The organism is Bradyrhizobium sp. Leaf396, assembly GCF_001424605.1.
Classification (GTDB): Bacteria; Pseudomonadota; Alphaproteobacteria; order Rhizobiales; family Xanthobacteraceae; genus Bradyrhizobium; species Bradyrhizobium japonicum_C.
In genome coordinates this window covers 101659-121893 of sequence record NZ_LMQJ01000066.1, presented here as the reverse complement: position 1 = coordinate 121893, position 20235 = coordinate 101659, and the positions used below count along the sequence as shown (strand labels likewise).

General features: G+C 62.6%; 16 protein-coding genes. 10 read left to right on the top strand and 6 right to left on the bottom strand.

All coding sequences use genetic code 11. From position 1 onward, the window contains the following. The first annotated feature begins 124 nt into the window (after positions 1-124). Positions 125-1582, top strand: coding sequence for an undecaprenyl-phosphate glucose phosphotransferase (locus ASG57_RS35460; protein WP_057199179.1), 1458 nt, complete (start codon positions 125-127; stop codon positions 1580-1582). Between the two features lie 223 nt (positions 1583-1805). Beyond that, the gene (locus ASG57_RS35455) at positions 1806-2171 is read left to right on the top strand and encodes a helix-turn-helix domain-containing protein (RefSeq protein ID WP_057199178.1); all 366 of its coding nucleotides are present in this window, start codon (positions 1806-1808) and stop codon (positions 2169-2171) included. A gap of 32 nt (positions 2172-2203) precedes the next feature. On the opposite strand, the gene ASG57_RS35450 is transcribed toward ASG57_RS35455, so the two are convergent. The 3 genes from ASG57_RS35450 to ASG57_RS35435 form a co-directional block, all read right to left on the bottom strand. Beyond that, positions 2204-4510 carry a GNVR domain-containing protein gene (locus tag ASG57_RS35450; protein WP_200948600.1) on the bottom strand — a complete coding sequence of 769 codons (2307 nt, stop codon included), beginning with the start codon at positions 4508-4510 and terminating at the stop codon, positions 2204-2206. A gap of 1753 nt (positions 4511-6263) precedes the next feature. Continuing rightward, the gene (locus ASG57_RS35440; protein ID WP_057199175.1) at positions 6264-6998 is read right to left on the bottom strand and encodes an SDR family NAD(P)-dependent oxidoreductase; all 735 of its coding nucleotides are present in this window, start codon (positions 6996-6998) and stop codon (positions 6264-6266) included. A 10-nt stretch (positions 6999-7008) separates the two neighbouring features. Next, positions 7009-8049, bottom strand: coding sequence for a LacI family DNA-binding transcriptional regulator (locus ASG57_RS35435; protein WP_057199174.1), 1041 nt, complete (start codon positions 8047-8049; stop codon positions 7009-7011). 192 nt (positions 8050-8241) lie between these two features. Between ASG57_RS35435 and ASG57_RS35430 the strand changes: the two genes are divergently transcribed. The 8 genes from ASG57_RS35430 (at position 8242) to ASG57_RS35395 (ending at position 16567) form a co-directional block, all read left to right on the top strand. Then, complete coding sequence (locus ASG57_RS35430) at positions 8242-9540, top strand: ABC transporter substrate-binding protein (RefSeq protein WP_057199173.1); 1299 nt, start codon at positions 8242-8244, stop codon at positions 9538-9540. A gap of 61 nt (positions 9541-9601) precedes the next feature. Beyond that, on the top strand, positions 9602-10489 hold the full coding sequence (locus ASG57_RS35425) for a carbohydrate ABC transporter permease (RefSeq protein WP_057199291.1): 888 nt from the start codon (positions 9602-9604) through the stop codon (positions 10487-10489). 4 nt (positions 10490-10493) lie between these two features. Beyond that, positions 10494-11321, top strand: coding sequence for a carbohydrate ABC transporter permease (locus tag ASG57_RS35420; RefSeq protein WP_057199172.1), 828 nt, complete (start codon positions 10494-10496; stop codon positions 11319-11321). A gap of 7 nt (positions 11322-11328) precedes the next feature. Continuing rightward, a complete protein-coding gene (locus ASG57_RS35415; RefSeq protein ID WP_057199171.1) occupies positions 11329-12333 on the top strand; it encodes a zinc-dependent alcohol dehydrogenase family protein in 1005 nt (334 codons plus the stop codon). Positions 12334-12339: 6 nt separating this feature from the next. Beyond that, complete coding sequence (locus ASG57_RS35410; RefSeq protein ID WP_057199170.1) at positions 12340-13413, top strand: ABC transporter ATP-binding protein; 1074 nt, start codon at positions 12340-12342, stop codon at positions 13411-13413. Further along, entirely contained in the window at positions 13410-14369 is a 960-nt protein-coding gene (locus ASG57_RS35405) for a sugar kinase (RefSeq protein ID WP_057199169.1), read from the top strand. The genes ASG57_RS35410 and ASG57_RS35405 overlap by 4 nt, the downstream gene beginning before the upstream one ends. Next, positions 14366-15403, top strand: coding sequence for a tagatose 1,6-diphosphate aldolase (locus ASG57_RS35400; protein WP_057199168.1), 1038 nt, complete (start codon positions 14366-14368; stop codon positions 15401-15403). The genes ASG57_RS35405 and ASG57_RS35400 overlap by 4 nt, the downstream gene beginning before the upstream one ends. A 39-nt stretch (positions 15404-15442) precedes the next feature. Beyond that, the gene (locus ASG57_RS35395; protein WP_057199167.1) at positions 15443-16567 is read left to right on the top strand and encodes a mandelate racemase/muconate lactonizing enzyme family protein; all 1125 of its coding nucleotides are present in this window, start codon (positions 15443-15445) and stop codon (positions 16565-16567) included. A gap of 40 nt (positions 16568-16607) precedes the next feature. Here the strand turns inward: ASG57_RS35395 and ASG57_RS35390 are convergent, their stop codons facing one another. The 3 genes from ASG57_RS35390 to ASG57_RS38295 form a co-directional block, all read right to left on the bottom strand. Continuing rightward, positions 16608-17966, bottom strand: a complete 1359-nt coding sequence (locus ASG57_RS35390; RefSeq protein ID WP_057199166.1) for a tyrosine-type recombinase/integrase — start codon at positions 17964-17966, stop codon at positions 16608-16610. Positions 17967-18741: 775 nt separating this feature from the next. Continuing rightward, positions 18742-18918 carry a hypothetical protein gene (locus tag ASG57_RS38910; protein ID WP_200948599.1) on the bottom strand — a complete coding sequence of 59 codons (177 nt, stop codon included), beginning with the start codon at positions 18916-18918 and terminating at the stop codon, positions 18742-18744. 524 nt (positions 18919-19442) lie between these two features. Further along, on the bottom strand, positions 19443-20087 hold the full coding sequence (locus ASG57_RS38295; protein WP_156402915.1) for a hypothetical protein: 645 nt from the start codon (positions 20085-20087) through the stop codon (positions 19443-19445). Positions 20088-20235: the final 148 nt, after the last annotated feature.

Here is a 20235-nt window from a genome sequence, read left to right as displayed (position 1 = left end):
GACGACGGCGCAGCGGCCCATCCGCTGCAGCCGCCATTGATGGTTAACTAACAGTAAAAGTATCATAAATATGGTACAATGCGCGTGTTATCGGGATCGCGACTTCGATCCCGGGGGTGCAATTTTGACCGACTTGACCAACACGGGTAGCTCGACCTCGGCCTACGAGATCCGATCCCGGGCGCGCATTGCCCTGCCGTTCGTCCTGATCGAGCCGCTGTTCGCAACTCTCGATGCCGCCATTGTCATCGCTATGGGCGCGCTGGGGGGCATCGGTTATCAGCGCGTTCTCGGGGGGACCCTGGAGGACGTGGGCTTCTATGCCGGACTGGGGCTGGTAGCGGGGCTTGCCCACGTTCTCGCCGCCCATTTCCTCGGTCTGTACCGGGTCAACCATCTGCTGGACGATGAGCGCGATGCGGGCCGCGTCCTGGCCGGCTGGTGCATCGCCGCGCTGGTCCTTCCGGTGATGCTGTTTCTGTTCAAATCCGGCGACGAGGTCTCGCGCGGATCGGTGATTTGCTTCGTCACGCTCGCCGCCGGCGGCCTGGTCTGCAGCAGGTGGCTCGCACGACGCAGCCTCAGGGCGGCGCTTCTGTCCGGCACGATTCGCGGCCGGCGCGTGGTCGTCATCGGAACGCCCGCGGAGCTGGCGCAGTTCGGCCGGGCTGATCTGCTCGCCCGCTTCGGCCTTCAAGAGATCGAACGTGTGACGCTGCCGCATGCCGACGACTTGCTTCCGGGGTCCGGGGCGAAACAGCGAGGCGAGGCCCTGATGGCGCGGATTCGCCAGCTCGCTGCCGAGGAAATCGTTCTGGCGCTGCCCTGGTCGGCTCCGCACGCCGTCGCGGCCCTGCTTGAGCATTTGCGTGCGATCCCGCTTCCGGTCCGCCTGTTGCCCGATTGCGCGGTCTCCACGGTGCTGCGCCACCAGACCTCGATGCCGCAGAGGCTTTACATGGTGGAGGTGCAACCCGCCCCGCTGTCGGCACTGGATCGGCTGAGCAAGCGCCTGCTCGACATCGTCGTGGCCGCGACGTCACTGGTTGTTCTCATTCTGCCGCTCGCGATTGCCGCCATCGCCATCAAGCTGGAGTCGAGAGGGCCGGTGATCTTCCGCCAGCGCCGCCACGGGTTCAACGGAAAGCCCTTCGTCATCTACAAGCTGCGCAGCATGAGCGTGCAGGAGGATGGCGGGGCGGTGGTGCAGGCAACCAAGCGCGATCCCAGGGTGACCCGGGTTGGGCGGATGCTGCGGCAGACCAGCATCGACGAGCTGCCTCAATTGATCAACGTGCTGCAGGGCCACATGTCCATCGTCGGGCCGCGACCCCATGCCCTGGTGCACGACTACGAATACGGCCGGATGATCGCAAACTACGCCTTCCGCCATCACGTCAAACCGGGCATCACCGGCTGGGCCCAGGTCAACGGATACCGCGGGGGCACTCCACAACTCGATCTGATGAAGCAGCGGATCGAACTGGATCTATGGTATATTGATAATTGGAGCCTGACGCTCGATATCCATATCATGTTCAGGACGGCATTCGAGCTGGTCCGGCCGCGCAACGCATATTGATGCAGACGCTGTACGCGTTGGAGCGGCCAGCGCGTCATCGGGAATCATCGATGCCGTCGCCACGCCGGGAATGGAGCTGAGGCAGTCGAGCTGATCGCGCAGGTTGCAGGGCTGTGGCATCTGGATAACGATGACGGGGGAAGTCCGCGGGGCCTATTGAAAAGGTTCACGATTCGCGCTTACTAGACTTGGGCTAGCGCATTCGGGCCTGAAAGGACCCATTATGGTTGGGAAAAGGCATGCCTCTGACGAAATTTCGGCCAAGCTAGCGCAGGCCAACGAGCTGGCGGCAAAAGGTAAGACCCAGCGCGAGATATCCAAGGCCCTCGGCGTCAGCATCATGACCTACCATCGCTGGAAGAAGATGCTCAAATCGTCACCGGCGGCTGACAATGGTGTCCGCGCCCTCGAGACCCTGCCGCGATCCGGAGCCAACGATGTGAGTTCGGAGGAGACGATCAGGCGGCTGGAGCTCGAGAACGCTCAATTGCGTCGACTCGTAACCGACATGCTGCTCGAGAAGCTGAAATACGAAGAGGAGCTTCGCTCGCGGGAGAGTACCCGTATGCGACGCCCGGACAACGGATGAGCCAACGCTTGCGCCGCTAAGCCTCTGCGCCCTTAGGCTCCTCTCATGTAGTAGCCGTTCTGGTAAATGCCGGGATGCTCGAACCGCTGCAGCAGTCGGGGATTGGCCTTGTTCAGCACCACGCCCAGCAATCGGTCGTGCAGTTCCGTTTCCGGAAGCAGGTGACGGCGTACCGTCTTGACGCTCGTTGCACCCCATTCCACCACGAACACGAAAGAATCGATGGCCGGCACGGTGGCGCGAACGTCGACGACGGGTGCGAGCGGCGGCAGATCCACGATGATGTAGTCGTAGCTCTGGCGCAGCCGCTCCAGGAGATCGCGGAATCCCTGCGAGGCGAGGATCTCGTCGGAATGGACGGGAGCTTCGGTCAGGAGCAGCGGCAGCAGCGCCAATCCGGTCGTCGGCTCACGGCCGATGGCTTCGGTCAGATCGAGCTTTCCGCCGATCACGTCCAGCCAGCCCGCTTGCGGGCGCGGCGACAGCGATCGCGCTAGGGTGGGGTTGCGCAGATCTGCGTCGATCAAAACCACGAGCCGACCTGCGTCGGCCATCAGGTTTGCAAGATTGGCCGCAACGGTCGACTTGCCCTCGGCCGGCATGGCCGAGGTGACGCCGATCACCTTGGTCTGGCGGACATTGGCCTGCAGCCATGCGCTGACCTTGATGGCGCGAAATGCCTCGGTGAAGACCGAGATCGGGTCGTCGACGGCCCGGCGTTTCAGCGCATCGCCAAATGCAAAGCTGTGCGGGCTGGCGGAAGCGGCTTCGCTTGTGTCCGAGGACGGGCCGGGCAGGGCGGGAACGGACGACAGCTCCGGCGCGGCGACCGCCCCGGTCCGCATGAACCCAGCAACCGGCTCCGATACCTGCGGCACGATGCAGATGCACCGGGCGCCGAGCTCCTGTTCAACCTGGCGGCTCGTCCGGAAAACGCCGTCGACCGCTTCTCGCAAGGCTGCGATCCCGATGCTCGCCATGATGCCGAGTGACAGCGAAATGGCCAGCACGAGCGAGGTGACCGGCTTGCTCTTTTTCGTCGGTGCCACCGCCGGGCTGATGATCCTGGCATCGGTGATCGGGAACGATTGCTGCTGGATCGACTCCATGTAGCGCTGCAGGAAATTGTCGAACAGCGTATGATAGACTTTCGCCGAGCTCTCGAGCTCAGCGAGCCCCAGCCGGTCGCGGTTGGTGAGCTGTCCCTCGGACACCAGCGCGGCCAGCGCGCGCTCCAGATTCTCTTCGCGCGTTTTGGCGATCTCATAGTCGCTGCGGTAGCTTCCGGCGATCCGTCCGAGCTCGGCCGCAATGTTGCGGCGGATCTCTTCCATCTGGTCGCGCAAATTGGCGGCGGCGGTGTGATCCGTGCCGTACCGACCGGAGATGTTGGCCTCGCGCGCGGACAGATCGATGAACTGGTTGCGCAGACGCGTGATCACGTCGTTCTTGAGCGTATCGGCGACGGTGCCCTCGCCGACGTCCATCTTGCGCACTTGCTCGATGCGGTCGAGCCGCGCCTTCGCCTCGCTGGTCGCCCCGCGCGCGGCTGCAAGCTGGCTGTTCAGTTCATAGAGCTGCTGCTCCCCGATCAGTCGGCTGAACGTGCCGGCCCCCCCGGCGGTCGAGCCAGCGCCGCCGAGATCGACGATCTTGTTCTTTTCCTTGTATTCGAGCACGGCGCGGTCGGCCGCAGTGGCCTTCGACCTCAGTTCATTGATGCGGTCCTGCAGCCAGGCGCCGGCGCGAGTCACCGTCGCGTACTTGGCGCCGAGTTGGTCATCGATATAGGCTTCCGCGATCGCGTTCGCGATTTTCGCGGCCTTGGCGGGGCTTTTTGAGCTATAGGAGATGTTGAGCGCGTAGGTCTTGTCAGTGCGGCTGATGGCGCGGTGGGCGAGAAATTCGTCGAGCGCGTGCTGCTCGCGATCTTCGAGGCTTGCCCCCCCGGATGATGCGAACGGATTCCAGCTGGACGAGACGGCAAACTCCGGATCATCGGCAAGACGCAGATTCCGCACGACATCGAGGCCGAGCTTGCGTGATGCCAGGATCTCGACTTGTGATCCCACTTGGAGCGTGTCCAGCGGCACGTCCCCTTGCGGCTGGAGCTGGTTCTGCAGGACTCGGAGGGTGGTGCTGTCGATCAGCAGGGTGGCGGTGGCCGTGTATTGCGCGGGGGTCAGCAAGAGGTAAAGCAGGCCGATTGTGAGCGCGGCGGCAGGCACGATGAGAAAGACCCGGTACTGCCGCCGGGCCAGACCGGTCAGCTGCTCGATCAGTGCCGACATCGATCCCGAGGCTTCGCCCGCTGCATGGTTGATAGAGGGGCGGCTCACCAGCATATCCATCGTGATTCAGTTCCTCGGCCCCCGACCGGGGAAGGCAGGTGTCGGCTGCGCCTCGCAGGCCGCGACCACGAAAGGCGGTTGGCCACACCGAAACTCAGCAATGGCGACCACGGCTTTGAAACGAAATTGGTCTGGGCCGCTGCAGCGGGTCCATAACATTGTCACGTTATCTCTAACCGAGAAATAATACATATTTGCAACAGGGCGGTGGCCCTCGACCCTCGATAGCTTGCGTGCCCTTAACCTGGCGTCTGGCGTTTTCATTGCGCGACCGGGACAGTGAGCCCACGATCTCCGGCTTTGGTGATCCTTCCTGTATTGTGGCCATCATCAATCGGTTGTCATCGATCAGTTCAGCAGCACGGACTATCACCGGCCGGTTGGCGCGGAGGCACACGCCGTGCTCGCGACCTTCGCGTAGTTCCTGCGACCCCGTTACGGCCATGCCGATGGTGCTCACTAGTGGCTCAGAGTTGGCAAGTTTCTTTCTCGCGGCATCACAATCCGAGAGCTTTGCGCCATTGATGAGCCGTCTCTCGCATTGGTTTCTAAGGTCGCGAACGTATGGTGTGGGCCGTGCATTGCGACAGAGTTCGCCAACTTGGCAATTCATGCCGTCTCGCATGAATAACTCCTCTTGCCCGGTGCCGCCGGTATCGACGCAAGGCCCAAGTAGCGCGAGGAGCAAACAGCAAAGAAGATGCTCTCGTTAACTCATAGTTCTCGTATCTCGACGATATGAGCCTGCTCTTGCCAGTCACGGTGGCGATCATCACGGCCAGGGCCGTTGCCAGCTTGTTGCCGCTCAGCCGTGGAGCTGCGTTCTGCAGCCATGCTACGATGCTGAATCGATTCCAGTTGTGCGGGCGCATCAGGATGACGATTGAAGGATCTGATTGATGGTCGCCGTTCAACGCGCTGGCCTGTTGCGGTCCGCACCTACCACGTTGATGGCGAACTCATTGAAGGAACCGACCATCCGGAGTAGCGGCATGCCGCGTCCGATAGCGGACGGCGCCCCGACCTTGTCGAGCTACGCTTGGGCGGAAGTTGTAATCCGCAGGCTCGAGGTCACACTGCCTGCCGAGCTCTACGTGGTCCTGCGTCTCGGAATCGATCCTCGCGGGAGATGCGCTCCTGTTTGGAAATGGCTGCTAAGTAATTGATGTTGCTCGAGGTCGACTCCGACATCTTTTCCAAATGCCAATTGAAATCGTTGAAGAATCAAGCAGGTTTTGATTCCGCCATTCCCATCTTCGGCCGTTCCCCTCAGCCAAGACTGAACGCATTGAGCTTGTTGCGCAAAGACCAACGCATCGGGGCGAGGGTTTGAGCGAATTTGGAAGCTGCTGGGTATGCTCCTCTTTCCGAGCAGATCTGGCGTTGTTGATTTCGATCCTACTCGGGTTGCCTTGCCACGCTCACTTTCGATGTCACGGCGATCGGCGTTCTCGATGCGAAAGGCCGCAATGAAATCGCAAGGAATTGGGCGAAACAACCGTGAACAAAACGGGACGGGGAGGATCCGCACACCAAGAAAGATCAATAATAGAAGATGCTCATTGCGTTGGGGACGCAGGGCGCGGCGTGGATTAAATCGCAGACTCTCGACGAGTTCTCACGTCGAGACCACGTCTGCAAACACAGCCATGTTGTCGAGGGTGCGAATTCATTCCTGTCGTTTTGCAAAGTCTCTTGGCTCACGCCGCACGAACCCGTGGTTCAATTGTGCGTCAGCCCCTCATCCCGCAAGAAACCCGCCATCCACGGCGACAACGGTGCCGGTCGCATATTGCGAAGCCGGCATGCAGAGGAAGGCGACGGCGCCCGCGATGTCTTCCGGCTGCCCCCAGCGCTTGAACGCGGTGCGGTCGGCAATGCGCTGATAATGTGCGCGATCGGCGCGGCCGCCGGCGTTGATCGCGGTCTCGACATAGCCGGGCGCCACCGAGTTGACGCGGATGCCTTGCTCGGCCCATTTCAAGGCCAGCGCTTTGGTCAGCATCACGACGCCGCCCTTGCTGGCGCAGTAGGCGGGAATCCGCGGCAGCGCCAGCGTCGCGTTCATCGAGGCGATGTTAACGATCGAGCCCTTCGTCTCCGCGAGCTGCGGCTGAAACGCCATGCAGGTTCGGAACGTGCCGGTGAGATTGACGTTGAGCACCTTCATGAAGGTCTCGATTTCGAATTCCTTGTCGCGCGCGAGGATCCCGGCGCAGTTGATCAGGGCGTCGACGCGCCGGTGCTTCCCCGCAAACGACGTGACGGCAGCATCATCGGTTACGTCGAGCGTCGCGAGCGTCAAGCCCGCGCGCTGCTTGAGGAGAGTGCGGGCGAGATCCGCCTCATTGGCGCCCGTGGCCGTTACCGTCGCGCCGAGGTCGCAAAACTGGTTGCTGATTGCTGCACCAATGTCGCCAGCGCCGCCAATCACGATGGCATGGAAGCCGGGCGCGAGGGAAAAATTCGAACTCATGGGCAGGGTCTCACTTCAGGGGTTTCGGAGGCGGAGCTGTCGACTCACGAACCACCAGCGAGAAGTCGATCTCGCGATGCATGATGGTCTGCTCGCCGGCGAAGCTGCGCACCAGATATTCGCCGGCGCGCTGCCAGGTTTCTCCGGTCGGAACATGGATCGTGGTCAGGCTCGGCCGCAGATGCCTGCTCCAGTCGAGGTCGTCGAAGCCGATGACGGACAGGTCGCGCGGCACGGAGAACCCGTCGCGCTCCGCCTCGAGCAGCACGCCATAGGCGATGACGTCGTTGCCGCACACCACGGCCGTTGGGCGGTCCTTCAGGTTCAGGAGATGGCGTGCCGCCTCGCGTGCGTCGTCCAGCGTATAGGGCACCTCGACATGCCATTGCGGCGGAAGCTCGATGCCGTTCTCGGCGAGCGCGCGGCGAATGCCCGCGACGCGGGCGCTGGCGCGGTCGTTGTTGCGCTGGAGCGCCGAGACGATGCCGATACGGCGATGGCCGAGCTCGATGACATGCGCGGCGGCGCGATGGGCGGCGGCTTCGTTGTCGGTGCCGACGCAGGGGTAGGGCCGGTCAGGCTGGTAGATGCCGACATTGATGAAGGGCACGGCGTTGTCGGCGAGCAGTTTTCGCAGGCCGTCGTGATGGCAGTCGCCGCGCAGCACAAGGCCGTCGACGCCGCGGCTGATCAGATTGCGCGCCTGCTGCAATTCGACGTCGAGGTCGTAGCCGCTGGTGGTGAGGAACAGCATGTATCCGACCGACGACAGATACTGCTGCAGCGAGGCGATGCCGCGCGCGAACATCGTGTTGTCGATCGTCGGCACGATCGCGCCGAGCGTGCGCGAACGCCGTGACGACAGGATGCGCGCCGGCGCATGCGGGATGTAGCCGAGCGCATCGATGGCCTGCTCGATGCGCGCGCGCAGGGACGGGCTCACCGCATCGGGATTGTTGAGAGCGCGCGAGACCGATGCGGTCGAAACGCCGGCCCGGGCCGCCACGGCGCGGATGCCCTGTTTCACAGACTTGGCGTTGGTCAACCCCATGAATGTAACGTTACATCCTGTGCTGCGAGCAGCGTGGTAGCGAACAGATCACAAATCTGCCGCAGATTGTGCGACTTGTCCATCGCTTGACACGGCCGATGTGAGGTCTATTTTGTAACCGTTTTCAAGTGGTGCTCAAACGCGTTCAAAATGGTTCGCCAGCTTAAGGCGGCCAGCCGGGAGGAGAGTTCGATGAAGGCCAGGATGCTCGCGACCCATGTCGCGCTGCCCGTTCTCGCGATTGCCGTCAGCGCGCAGGCGCACGCGGCCGATTTCGACTGGATGAAGTTCAAGGGTAAGACCGTCACCTTTCTCGCCAACAACAATCCGGTCTCGCAGGCGCTGCTGACCTACAAGGCTGATTTCGAGAAACTGACCGGCATGACCTTGAAGGTCGACGGCTATCAGGAACAGCAGATGCGCCAGCGTCTGGTCACGGTCATGAACGCGAACAGCGACGAGGTCGACGTGTTCATGACGCTGCCCTCGCGCGAGGGCGAGCAGTTCGCCGCTGCCGGTTGGTATGGCGATCTCACCGCGATGGCCAAGAATGACGTTGCCAAGGATTACGATCCTGCCGGGCTGAGCCAGGCTCTGCTCAAGGCGGCGACCTTCGGCGGCAAGCTCACCAGCATGCCCATGAATCTCGAAGGTCCGATCTTCTATTACCGCACCGACATCTTCAAGAAGTGCGGCCTCGATGCGCCGAAAACGATCAGGGACGTCGAGGCTGCGGCCGAGAAGATCAAGACATGCGACAGCACGGTAACGCCGTTCGTCTCGCGCGGCCTCAAGCCCGCGGTCGCCTACACCTTCAGCAACATGCTGCACAATATCGGCGGCAGCTACATCGCCAACGGCAAGTCGAACCTCTGCTCGGCGAAGGGTAAGGAGGCGCTGGACACCTACAGCCGCCTGCTGCGCGATTACGGACCGCCCGGCGTCGTCAACTACAGCTTCCAGCAGATTTCCGCTTTGTATCGCGGCGGTCGCGCCGCGATGGCGTTCGAATCCTCGAATGAACTGCGCACCGTGATGGAAGGCGGCGCACGGCTCAAGGACACCGGCCTGCTGCCATTCCCGGCGGGCGATGCCGGCCAGGTGCCGACCACGATCGGCTGGGGCATGGCGGTGTCCTCGCACAGCAAGCAGCCGGACGCGGCCTGGTACTTCGTGCAATGGGCGACCAGCCCCGAGGTGCAGAAGAAGATGGCGCTGCAGGGCATCGCACCGCCGCGCCCGTCGGTCGCCAACGATCCCGAATATCGCAAGTGGATCGATGAGGAGCCGGTGCGGAAGGAATGGCAGGCTGCGCTCGACGTGCTCGCCACCAAGGGCTCGTCCGAGGTCGGCTATCCCATCGTCGCCAATCCGCAATCGCGGGAGTTCATCGGGCAGGCGGTGCAGGATCTGATCCTGAAGCAGAAGCCGATCGACCAGGCTTGCGCCGATGCCGACAAGGCGCTGGACGCGCTGATCGCGCTAAACTGACCGCCCGATGCCGGCTGGCTTGCTGCCTGCCGGCACCCATCTCGATCGAGGACAGGAACACATGTCGGATACGGCTGCGACACTCACGCAGGACCGGCAGAAGCTGGAGATGGCGGCGCTGTCGGCGCCGGCCGTGGTCTTCACGGTCGCGATGATCGCGTTTCCGGTCGTGTATACGATCTGGCTGAGCTTCCAGACCTTTTCCTCAACGGGCAAGCAGTCCTTTGCGGGTCTCGCCAATTATTCGAAGCTGATCTCCGACGTCGAGTTCTGGCACGGACTGTGGGTCACCATCGCGCTGTTCGTACTGTCGCTGGCGCTGCAGCTCGTCTTCGGTATCTGGCTGGCGCTGGTGCTGTTCCACGCCAAGCGCCTGCCGGGCATCGTGCGCTCGCTGTTCATCTCGCCCTTCATGATGCCGCCGGTCGTGGCCGGCATGATGTGGCTGGTGATCCTCGATCCCTCGCTGGGTGCCGCCAATTTCATCCTCCAGTCGCTCGGCCTGCCGCCGTCGGACTGGCTGGCCTCGCCGATATGGGTCATTCCGACCGTGGCGCTGATCGACAGCTGGCAGTGGACACCCTACGTCGCCCTGATCGTGCTGGGCGGATTGCAGTCGCTGCCGCCGAGCGTCTACGAGGCCGCGCAGATCGACGGCGCGTCCCCTTTCAAGACGTTCCAGCGCATCACGCTGCCGTTGCTGCTGCCGACCATCGTCACCGCGGCGATCCTGCGCAGCGTCGATCTCCTGCGCTTCTTCGACATCATCTACATCACCACCCAGGGCGGGCCGGGCAACGCCTCGAACACGCTCAACATCTACGGCTTCCGGGTCGGCTTCGAGTTCTTCAACATCGGTTATGCCAGTGCGCTGATGCTGACGCTGACGGCGATCGTGTTCGGCGCCGTGCTCGCCTTCAACCGCCTGCGCGGCGCAGTGGCGTGGTGATGTCATGAACGATGCCGCCAACACCGGCCGCTGGATCCGCTGGCTCAACACCGTGCAGCTCGTGCTCGCCGGCGTGCTCATCATGGCGCCGACGGTCTGGATGGTGCTGTCCTCGTTCAAGCCGTCCTTTGAGGTCACCGCCTATCCGCCGACGCTGATCTTCTCGCCGACGCTGGACAATTATATCGAACTGACCAGGACCACGCCGTTCCTGAGCTACGCGCTCAACAGCCTCATCGTCACCGTCGGCTCGACCGCGCTCGGGCTGCTGTTTGGAATCCCCGCCGCCTTCGCCGTCTCCTGGACACGGATCTCATGGCCGGCGATCCTCACACTGGCGGCGCGCATGGCACCCGGCACGCTGTTCCTGCTGCCCTGGTACGTAATGTTCCGGCAGATCGGCATGATCGGTTCCTACACGGCGCTGATCCTCAGTCATGCCGTCATCACCCTGCCGATCGTGATCTGGGTGCTGCTGCCGTCCTTCGATGCCATCCCGCGCAGCGTCTTTGAGGCCGCGCAGGTGGACGGATGCAGCGTCACACGCATCCTCTGGCGCATCGCGATGCCGCTGGTGGCATCCGGCGTCGCGGTCTCGGCGATCCTCGCCTTCGTGTTCTCGTGGAACTACTTCCTGTTTGCGCTGGTGCTCTCCAATGGCGACACCAAGACGCTGATCGCGGCGGCCTTCAACTTCATCGGCGAAGGCTCGACGCAATGGGGCGCACTCATGGCGGCGGCAACGCTGATCGCGTTGCCGCCGCTGGTGTTGGCCGCCCTGGTTCAGCGCTGGCTGGTGTCGGGACTGACGCTCGGGGCGGTGAAAGGCTAGGTAACTGATGAACATATCATCCCGCCCGAATTCGATCATGCAGGCCGCGGTCTTCCACGGCAACGACCGCATCACCATCGAGCGCGTGGCAATGCCTGATGTCGGTGCCGGCGAAGTCCTGGTCCGTGTCTCGCGCACCGCGCTATGCGGCTCCGACTTCAAGCTCTGGCACAAGGGCGCCGAGTTCACCGCCGGCCACGAAATCTTCGGCGTCGTCGAGCAGCCGGGCCATCGCCTGCACGGCCGTCGCTGCGCCGTCTATATCCCGCTGCATTGCGGTCACTGCGCCGCCTGCAAGCGCGGTGATACCCAGATGTGCCTCGAAGTCTCCAGCCTGATCGGCTGGAACAGGCCGGGCGGTTATGCCGAATATGTGCCGGTGCCGGAGAACTGCCTGCTGCCGGTGCCCGATGACATCGAGGACAGCCTCGCCCCGCTGCTGCTCGACACGATCGGTACGTCAGGCCATGCCGTGCGCTTCGTCAGCCGGGTGGTGCCGGCGAGTGAGGCCGGACCTGTTCTCGTGATGGGCGCGGGGCCCGTCGGCCTTGGGGTCGTGCTGGCGCTCCGCGCACTCGGTTACGACGATATCTACGTCGCCGATCCCAATGCGGGGCGTCTGAAGATCGCGCTATCCTTCGGCGCGAAGGCGCACCCCGTCGGCAATACCTCCAAGCGCTTCGCCCTCATCATGGAATGCTCGGGCGCGCACGCGGCGCGTAACCTCGGCATCGAGCTCGTGCTGCCGCGCGGCGCGCTGGTGCTGGTCGGCGAGAACGCCGCGCCCTGGACCATCGAGGAAGGCAAGGTCTTCCGCCGCAAAGACTTTTACATGATCAGGACCTTTTACTTCCCGGTCTCGGATTTCGAGCCGAATGTCGAGCTGCTGCGCAAGTACAAGGACGAGTACCGCGTCCTCGTCGACGGCGAGTTCGGCCTGTCGACTCTCCCGGAAAATTTCGCCCGCTTCGCCAAGGGCGAGCTGATCAAGCCCGTGCTGGCGCTGGACTGAGCGATCATGGCCTCGATCTCAATCCGCAACCTCACCAAACGCTACGGCAATTTCACCGTGATCCCCGATCTCAATCTGGAGATCGCGGACCACGAGTTCGTCGTGTTCGTCGGCCCGTCCGGCTGTGGCAAGTCGACCCTGCTGCGGATCATCGCGGGCCTCGAGCCGATCTCGTCGGGCGACCTCTATATCGGCGACAAGCGCGTCAACGGCGTGCAGGCCGCCCAGCGCGACATCGCCATGGTCTTCCAGGACTACGCGCTCTATCCGCATATGAGCGTCTACGACAACATGTCGTTCGCGCTGGAGCTGCGGGGCACGCCGAAGGCGGAAATCGACGGGCGGGTGAAGCGCGCCGCGGCCCTGTTGCACATCGAGCCGTATCTCAATCGCAAGCCGAAAGAGCTGTCCGGCGGTCAGCGCCAGCGTGTCGCCATGGGCCGCGCCATCGTGCGTAATCCCAAGGCGTTCCTGTTCGACGAGCCGTTGTCCAATCTCGACGCCAAGCTGCGCGGGCAGGTCCGCGCCGAGATCAAGGCGCTGTCGCAGGAATTGAAGACCACCATGGTCTTCGTCACGCACGACCAGATCGAGGCCATGACCATGGCCGACCGGATCGTGGTGCTCCAGAGCGGCACGATCCAGCAATACGACACTCCGGAGACGGTCTACGAACGGCCTGCCAACCAGTTCGTCGCCGGCTTCATCGGTTCGCCTGCCATGAACTTCTTTCCGGTCGAATGGCGCCAGAAGCGTGCCGTCCTCTCGCAAGGTGGAACGGTGATGCCGCTGGACGGCGAGCCCGCAGCGCGCCTGAGCAAGGCCGGCAATGCCGTGCTGGGCATTCGTCCCGAACATTTTGCCGTCGCGACCGATGCCGCCGATGGCATCGCGATCAACGTCAGGCTGGTCGAGCCGCTCGGTTCGGACACGCTGATCCATTTCGATCTCGCCGGCGTCTCGGCCATCGCGCGGGTCGATCCGTCGCTCCGGCCGAAGGTCGGCGATCGCATCAATCTGCGTCCGCAGCCCGGCAAGACGCATCTGTTCGATGCCGCCAACGGACAGGTGTTGCGGTGAGCGCGCTGGTCAACATTGCCGATCTCTCGGCACTGGCGGATGTCGCATCCAGGGCGAAGCCTGTGCAGGTGATCTGCCTGGGACTGTCCGCGCTCGACCAGGTCTGGCGGGTCGATCGGCCGTTCGCGGGTGGAAGCGAGAAGATCAAGGCTGTCGAGTACGGCACGCTCGGCGGCGGCATGGCCGCCAATGCGAGTGTGGCGGTGGCCAAGCTTGGCGCGTCGGTCGCATTCTGGGGGCGGGCCGGGAATGACGCCGCCGGCCATGAGATGAAGTCGGCCTTCACCGCCGCAGGCGTCGATGTCGAGAACTTCCGGCTGTTTGCCGAGGGCCGCTCGTCCGTCTCCGGGATCATCGTCGATAGCAGTGGCGAACGGCAGATCGTCAACTTCCGCGGCCTCTATCCCGAAGGCGCGGATTGGCTTCCGCTCAAAACCGTCGCGCGCGCGTCCTCCGTGCTGGCCGATCCGCGCTGGGTCGAGGGTGCGGCAACGCTGTTCCGCGAAGCGCGGGCGCAGGGCATTGCGACGGTGCTCGATGGCGACATGGCCGACGCCGAGGTGTTCGAGCGGCTGCTGCCGTTGACCGACCACGCGATCTTTTCCGAGCCCGCGCTCACCGCCTTTGCCGGTTCGGCCAAGGATGAATCTCTCGCGGCGCTCGCGCGCTTCGGCTGCCGCGTCATCGCGGTGACGCGCGGCGAGGGCGGTGTGAGCTGGTATGAGAACCGCGAGCTGCATCGGCAGGGCGCCTATGCCGTCGACGTCGTCGACACCACGGGCGCGGGCGACGTCTTCCACGGTGCCTATGCGCTGGCGATCGGCGCCGGTCTCGACGTGCGCGCCGCCATGGCGTTTTCGGCGGCCACGGCCGCCATGAAATGCCGCCACGCCGGCGGCCGCAATGGAATCCCCACCATCAACGAGTGTCTTGTATTCATGAGGACGAAGCCATGAGAACGATTGGAAAGAACCGCGGCCTGGCACGGCTTGCTGACGCGGATGGCCACTTTCGCATGGTCGCGCTGGACCAGCGGCCGCCCTTGTTCGATGCCATCGCGAAAGCAAAGGGCATCACGCGGGACCAGGTCGAATATTCCGATGTGACGGCGGCGAAGCGCCTCCTGGTCGAGAATCTCGCGCCGCATTGCAGCTCGATGCTGTTCGATCCGAACTTTGCGGTGCCCGCCGCAATCGATCTGCTGCCGCCACGGTGCGGCCTGATCATGACGCTGGAAGAGCACCGCGTCGAGGAGACCGCGGGTGGCCGCAAGTCGCGTGCGATCAGCAACTGGAGCGTGGACAAGATCCGCGCCATGGGCGGCGATGCCGTCAAGGTGCTGGCCTGGTACCGGCCGGACGCCGATGCCGCGGTGAACGAGCACCAGAAGAAATTCGTGCGCGAGATCGGCGAGGACTGTGCCCGCCACGACATTCCCTATGTCCTCGAACTGCTGGTCTATCCGTTCCTCGGCAGCGCCAACCACACTGCCGATTACGTGGAATCGCCCGGCAAGCTGCCCGCCCTCGTGATCGACAGCGTGCGCGAATTCGCCAAGCCGGAATACGGCGTCGATCTCCTCAAGCTGGAGAGCCCGCTCGCGGCCAACGGCCTGCCGGCTCGCGACGGCGGCGCTGAGGCGAAAGCCGCGCAGAAGGAGTTCGATGCGATCGGCGATATCTGCCGCGAGCGCAGCATCCCCTGGGTGCTGCTGTCCGGCGGCGCCGCGCCGGAAAAGTTCGAGCGCGTGCTTGAGTACTCCTATGCCGCCGGCGCGAGCGGCTTTCTCGCGGGCCGCACCATCTGGCTCGACGCCGTCCTGAAGAATTTCCCGGACCGTGCGGCGGTCTCGGCCAGCCTGCGCAAGGACGGCCTCGGTGTGCTTGAGCGTCTCAGCGAACTGACCACGGCCAAGGGCACGGCCTGGAAGGCGCGTTATCCTGTCTTCACCGACATCAAGCAGGAAGGTGACTTCGCGCGCGCTTACTGAGATGGTGTTAGCTCCGCGTCGTCTCGCAGGATCTGCAACATGACTGACAGCTTCACCATCCGCTCGATCGAGGCGTTCTGCTATCGCTATCCGCTGGCCACGCCGGTGGTGACGTCGTTCGGCAAGATGCTCAACCGTCCTGCGGTCTTCGTTCGCGTGATCGACGAAGACGGGGTCGAGGGATGGGGCGAAGCCTGGTCCAATTTTCCAGCCCCGGGCGCGGAGCACCGCGCCCGGCTGGTCACCGAAATGCTGGCGCCCGGCCTGGTCGGACGCAAATTCGAGGGGCCCGCCCAGGCTTTCGAAACCCTGACCAAGGGCACCAAGGTGCTGGCGCTCCAGTGCGGCGAGCCCGGTCCGTTCGCGCAGGCGATCTCCGGCATCGATCTCGCGCTGTGGGATCTCGCGGCGCGACGCAAGCGCCTGCCGTTGTGGCGGCTGCTCGGCGGCCAATCCGGCAAGATCAAGGTCTATGCCAGCGGGATCAATCCCGGCGGTGCCGCGCAGACGGCGGAAGCCGCGCTCAAGCGCGGCCATCGCGCGCTGAAGCTGAAGGTCGGGTTTGGCGCCGAGACTGATCTGGCCAACCTCACCGCGCTGCGCGGCATCGTCGGCGCGGGCATGCTTGCCACCGACGCCAATCAGGGCTGGTCGGTGGATCAGGCCCTGGAGATGCTGCCGCGCCTCGCCGCGTTCGATCTGCGCTGGCTGGAGGAGCCGATCCGCGCCGACCGGCCGCGCGAGGAATGGCGCAGGTTGCGGGCAGCCGCGAAGATGGCGATTGCCGCCGGCGAAAACATCTCCAGCGTGGAAGATTTCAACGAGGTCCTGGCCGAAGACGTGCTCGGCGTAGTCCAGCCCGATATCGCCAAATGGGGCGGGCTTACCGTTTGCGTAGAACTCGCCCGCCAAATCCTGAGGGTAGGCAAGACGTTCTGTCCGCACTATCTCGGCGGAGGCATCGGCCTGCTTGCGTCTGCACATCTCCTCGCGGCTGTCGGCGGCGATGGCTGGCTGGAGGTCGATGCCAATGATAATCCGTTGCGCGATTTGTTTTGCGGCCCGGTTGCCGATGTGAGGGAGGGCGGGATTGAATTGAACCAAAATCCCGGGCTTGGAATACTGCCTAATCTCTCCGCTATCGAGCGCTATCGCAGCATCTAGGCTAGAAGATGAGTCTCCCGAGTTTTCGGCGGCCAAATCGTCATGCGGCCTGCCGAATTCTTTCTTGCTGCTCGCCCAGAGTGTTTGGTTCCAACCGGAATTGGGGTACGGCTCTTCGACTAGCTCCGCGGCCAAGCCAATTGATCAGGGCTTCCTGTTCCGTGAGCGACTTACCGAGTGCGGAAAACACGACGGTACTGATAGCTTGTTGCTGGCTGCGCAGGTGGTCTTCAACCAGCTTGTGTCGAGTGACATAACCTGCGTTCACACCAGGGATAGAATGGTTCATGAGGAGCTTGGCATCGAACTCCGAAACGCCGGCAGCGGTGGCAATCGTCCGAAATGTTTGACGAAGGTCATTGCCCCATTTTGACAAGATATTTCGATCCTCCTTCGTTTCCGCTAAGTGCCCTGAGGCGCTGTCAGCCGGGAATAGCCATTTTCGCGCCTGCGACGGATGCATTTGTCTGCCGAAACGAAGCACCCGAATGAGGCTCATGATCATTTCACGAGACAGCGGGATGTCGAACGCTCGCTTAGTGCCTCCTTTGGGCCTAGGGATGTGGAGCGTTCGGCGCCGAAAATCGATGTGTTCCGGCTTAGCCTGCTGCAATGCGGTTGGCCTAGATCCACACAGCAAAGTCAAAAGATGGAATTCGCGCCGGATTGGATTGTCCAGATTGGCAAGCTCTATAAACCATCCTTTTAAATCGCCGGTGCCCATACCGGTGTTCCTGCGCTCCTCCTGATTCCAATCGACAGCATCCGCAGGATTGTCACGCGGCAGCGATCGATTGGTCTTCCTCGCATGATTGTAGACGGCTCGCAGCGTCCGCATGCTCCCATTGGCCATGTAGGGACCGTTCTCCCTGGTAAGCTGATCATGCTTTTTGGCGACGCGAGCCGGATCATTCGCGAGATCGAGCAGAGGGGTGTCAAGCCATTCCGAAAAGAGACGTTCGACGTGATCCCGATAACCACCTATCGTTTTCTCGCTACGGCCTTTTCGGATTAGGTGGGCTTCCAAATAGCGTTGCCAGGCCTGCTTCAGGGTAGCGCCCGTTAAGCCACTATTCCCATCGGTCTCGGCCTGTCCGGTCTTTCCGTTTAGCCTCGCTTTCGGGTGCTGTCCCTTGCTGATCTGAGCAAGGTATTCCTTGGCAATTGCGCGAGCCGCTCGAGTCGTTAATTCGGTGGCATCTCCAATCGACACTCTTATGGAAGAGGCCCGCTTTCCCTGTTGTCTGAGGTCACCTTGAACCGTGAAGGTCCTTTTCCGCTTCCCCACGACCACGAAGAAGCCTTTCAACTCGGTGTCGCGAGCCAGATACCAACCATCTTCAGGAGTCGGTAGCTGAGCGATGGCTTTGTCGCTGAGAGCAATGCGAACGTCGGTCATGGGACGGATGTGAACTGCTAAAACGGTTTTCAAACGGTTTTGGCGAGCCAAGGTGTTTGAAGGTCTGGGTTCGCTGGACTGCGAAGCTATGCGATAAGTCCCTAGAATAAAAGGCCTTCTTGGCCGCTGTCGTGGCGTGGCGCAGATTCAGAAATCGCAGAGAGGCGCCGGCTTTGAACTCTTAATCAGCGGGTCCCAGGTTCGAGCCCTGGTGCGCCCACCATATAAAGTCCTTAGCGCGAGAGACCGTTTGAGAAGGCAGAACTAAAACGGTTTTTCAAACGGGTGTTTTTTGATCGGCTAGCAGCCCACTCTCGATAATGTAGTCAGGGTTGCGGGCAAGCAAACCCGTTCGTAGAGGTTGAAAAGCAGCGATCCGAGTGCCGGTCATTGTAGACGGGCCGATGATGAAGAGGGGCGAGTGGCCGTGCTCTCTCCGTAGCCTAGCAGGAACTCGGCCCCGCGATCTCCCTTTCCGCTCCTGCGGTCCCGACCCGTGTCTCTCTCCCGACCCGAGGAACCGGCGCCACCGCAACGGGCTCGTTATCTAGTAGCTTGGCGGAAATCTAGCTTGGCGGAGCGGCGCTGGAATCCCGGCTCGAGCTTTGGTCACAGCGCAAAGAGGAGCTCGTGCTCCTTCGCAGGCGATGTTGCCGTTTTCGTCACACGTTCTTGCAACTCGCTGCATTTCGTCAGCCGAGGCCTGGCAGTCGGGCTTTTCGCCGCTGCAAATGCTGCAACTGTCTTCTCTCAAGTAGGCCAACGCGAGGCAGTTCTAGAGGGCCCAGCGATCCTCTCGTTTGCGCGCTGCGTTCTCGTTGAGGCGTTGCGCTATATCTTCTGCCAACCGGACCGACTGCGCGTCGGCGACCTTCGTTCCATCTTGGGTGACCAAGGCATTGCCATCGAGCATGAGAGGAAAATCTTCAGGAGGCAGTTCCGTCTTCTCCATGTTAGTGCTCCAGCTTGTGCTCTCTCCAATCAAGCAAATGGGGCGCGCTCCCGTTGCCCTCGCGAAACGTGTCAAGTGGCAGCACTGGACGTCCGCATGCATGTTCGCTTCCAGTTCGCCTAATGCGCGTCAACCCGGACATCGACCGTTCGTTTCGAGCGGCTTTTGCCGCGCCTTGTGACCTAAGAGCGCACTGCCATCGCGTGCTTTCAGCGCTCGTAAGCAGCCATCCCGCTGCGGTGCTTCATGATGATGACGGAAGGACACGGCCTTGACGGGTTATCGAACGTTTCTCGATCGAGTGTGCCTCGCCCTTTTTGCCGAACCTTAAGCTCGGAATGACCTAGTCTGATCCTGCGCTTGGGTCCTTCTGGGCTCTGCCGCGCCGGTCGCCCGTGGCACCGTCAAGACCTTAGCAAGCTTTTCTCCGGTCCGGGCGGATGTGCGCGGGAGCCGCCCTGCCGTGACAGGGCAACCACCCGCGGCGTACAGACGAATGTTGTCGCGCAAGCATCGGGATCGCATTATTTCCGGATGCGAACCGATTGAGCATCGTCCAGCACGGAGCTGTTGGGAAGGCGGTCTTCCCAGTCCTGCATATTGTCGATGTCCTGGTCGGTCAGGCCGCTGACGACAAGGCGGTCTCCGCTTGCGCGAAACCGTTCGACGGGCAGTGCGACTTCGTCCTGGAACAATCCGAGAAAACCACCGCTCGCGAGGATCACGAATCGTGCATTGCCGCGCACTGGTTTGCGCATGCGATGACTGGGCATGCTTCCGCTCCGCGAGCTAGCCGCCTGCTGCTGCCGAGTGCTGGCCGCCTCCTGTCGTTCGGATTCGTAGCGGACCTTCGGCTCTTGCTCGGTGGGCCGATAGACGACGCGAGGTTCACCGGCCCGTTCGAACTTCACTTGAGGGCGCGCGCGCTCATATTGCACTTGGGCCGCGTCGTCAGATCGACTTTGCACCTGCACGCGCGCGGAACCCCCTTGTTGCTCAACATGGACTTGTGGTGGCGGTACATTCACTGACACTCCCGGATCGCGGTCCTGCACGTCCACCTGCGGCTGGGGCATGTGAACAACGATTTCAGGAGGCGGTTGATCGATGGTCACGGTCGGAGCTTGCTGGCGCACCGTGACCCGCGGTTGGGGCTGCTCGATGTTCACCTTCGATCGCGGGTCAGTCACCGTAACTCGGGGCCTTGGTTGCTCCACGACAAACCTGCGGGCGGTATTGCCGTCCCGCGTGCGGGATTGCTCGGAGCGCCCATCCGTAGAGCTCCGCTGGGACTTGGATTGCTGGTTGGCAGCAACA

Bases quoted from the DNA above. Each gene is read 5' to 3' on its own strand.
- ASG57_RS35390 (WP_057199166.1), bottom strand. From the start codon at position 17,966: ATGACCGACGTTCGCATTGCTCTCAGCGACAAAGCCATCGCTCAGCTA.
- ASG57_RS35425 (WP_057199291.1), top strand. From the start codon at position 9,602: ATGTCGGATACGGCTGCGACACTCACGCAGGACCGGCAGAAGCTGGAG.
- ASG57_RS35435 (WP_057199174.1), bottom strand. From the start codon at position 8,049: ATGGGGTTGACCAACGCCAAGTCTGTGAAACAGGGCATCCGCGCCGTG.
- ASG57_RS35395 (WP_057199167.1), top strand. From the start codon at position 15,443: ATGACTGACAGCTTCACCATCCGCTCGATCGAGGCGTTCTGCTATCGC.
- ASG57_RS35430 (WP_057199173.1), top strand. From the start codon at position 8,242: ATGAAGGCCAGGATGCTCGCGACCCATGTCGCGCTGCCCGTTCTCGCG.
- ASG57_RS35440 (WP_057199175.1), bottom strand. From the start codon at position 6,998: ATGAGTTCGAATTTTTCCCTCGCGCCCGGCTTCCATGCCATCGTGATT.
- ASG57_RS38910 (WP_200948599.1), bottom strand. From the start codon at position 18,918: ATGGAGAAGACGGAACTGCCTCCTGAAGATTTTCCTCTCATGCTCGAT.
- ASG57_RS35455 (WP_057199178.1), top strand. From the start codon at position 1,806: ATGGTTGGGAAAAGGCATGCCTCTGACGAAATTTCGGCCAAGCTAGCG.
- ASG57_RS35420 (WP_057199172.1), top strand. From the start codon at position 10,494: ATGAACGATGCCGCCAACACCGGCCGCTGGATCCGCTGGCTCAACACC.
- ASG57_RS35400 (WP_057199168.1), top strand. From the start codon at position 14,366: ATGAGAACGATTGGAAAGAACCGCGGCCTGGCACGGCTTGCTGACGCG.
- ASG57_RS35410 (WP_057199170.1), top strand. From the start codon at position 12,340: ATGGCCTCGATCTCAATCCGCAACCTCACCAAACGCTACGGCAATTTC.
- ASG57_RS35415 (WP_057199171.1), top strand. From the start codon at position 11,329: ATGAACATATCATCCCGCCCGAATTCGATCATGCAGGCCGCGGTCTTC.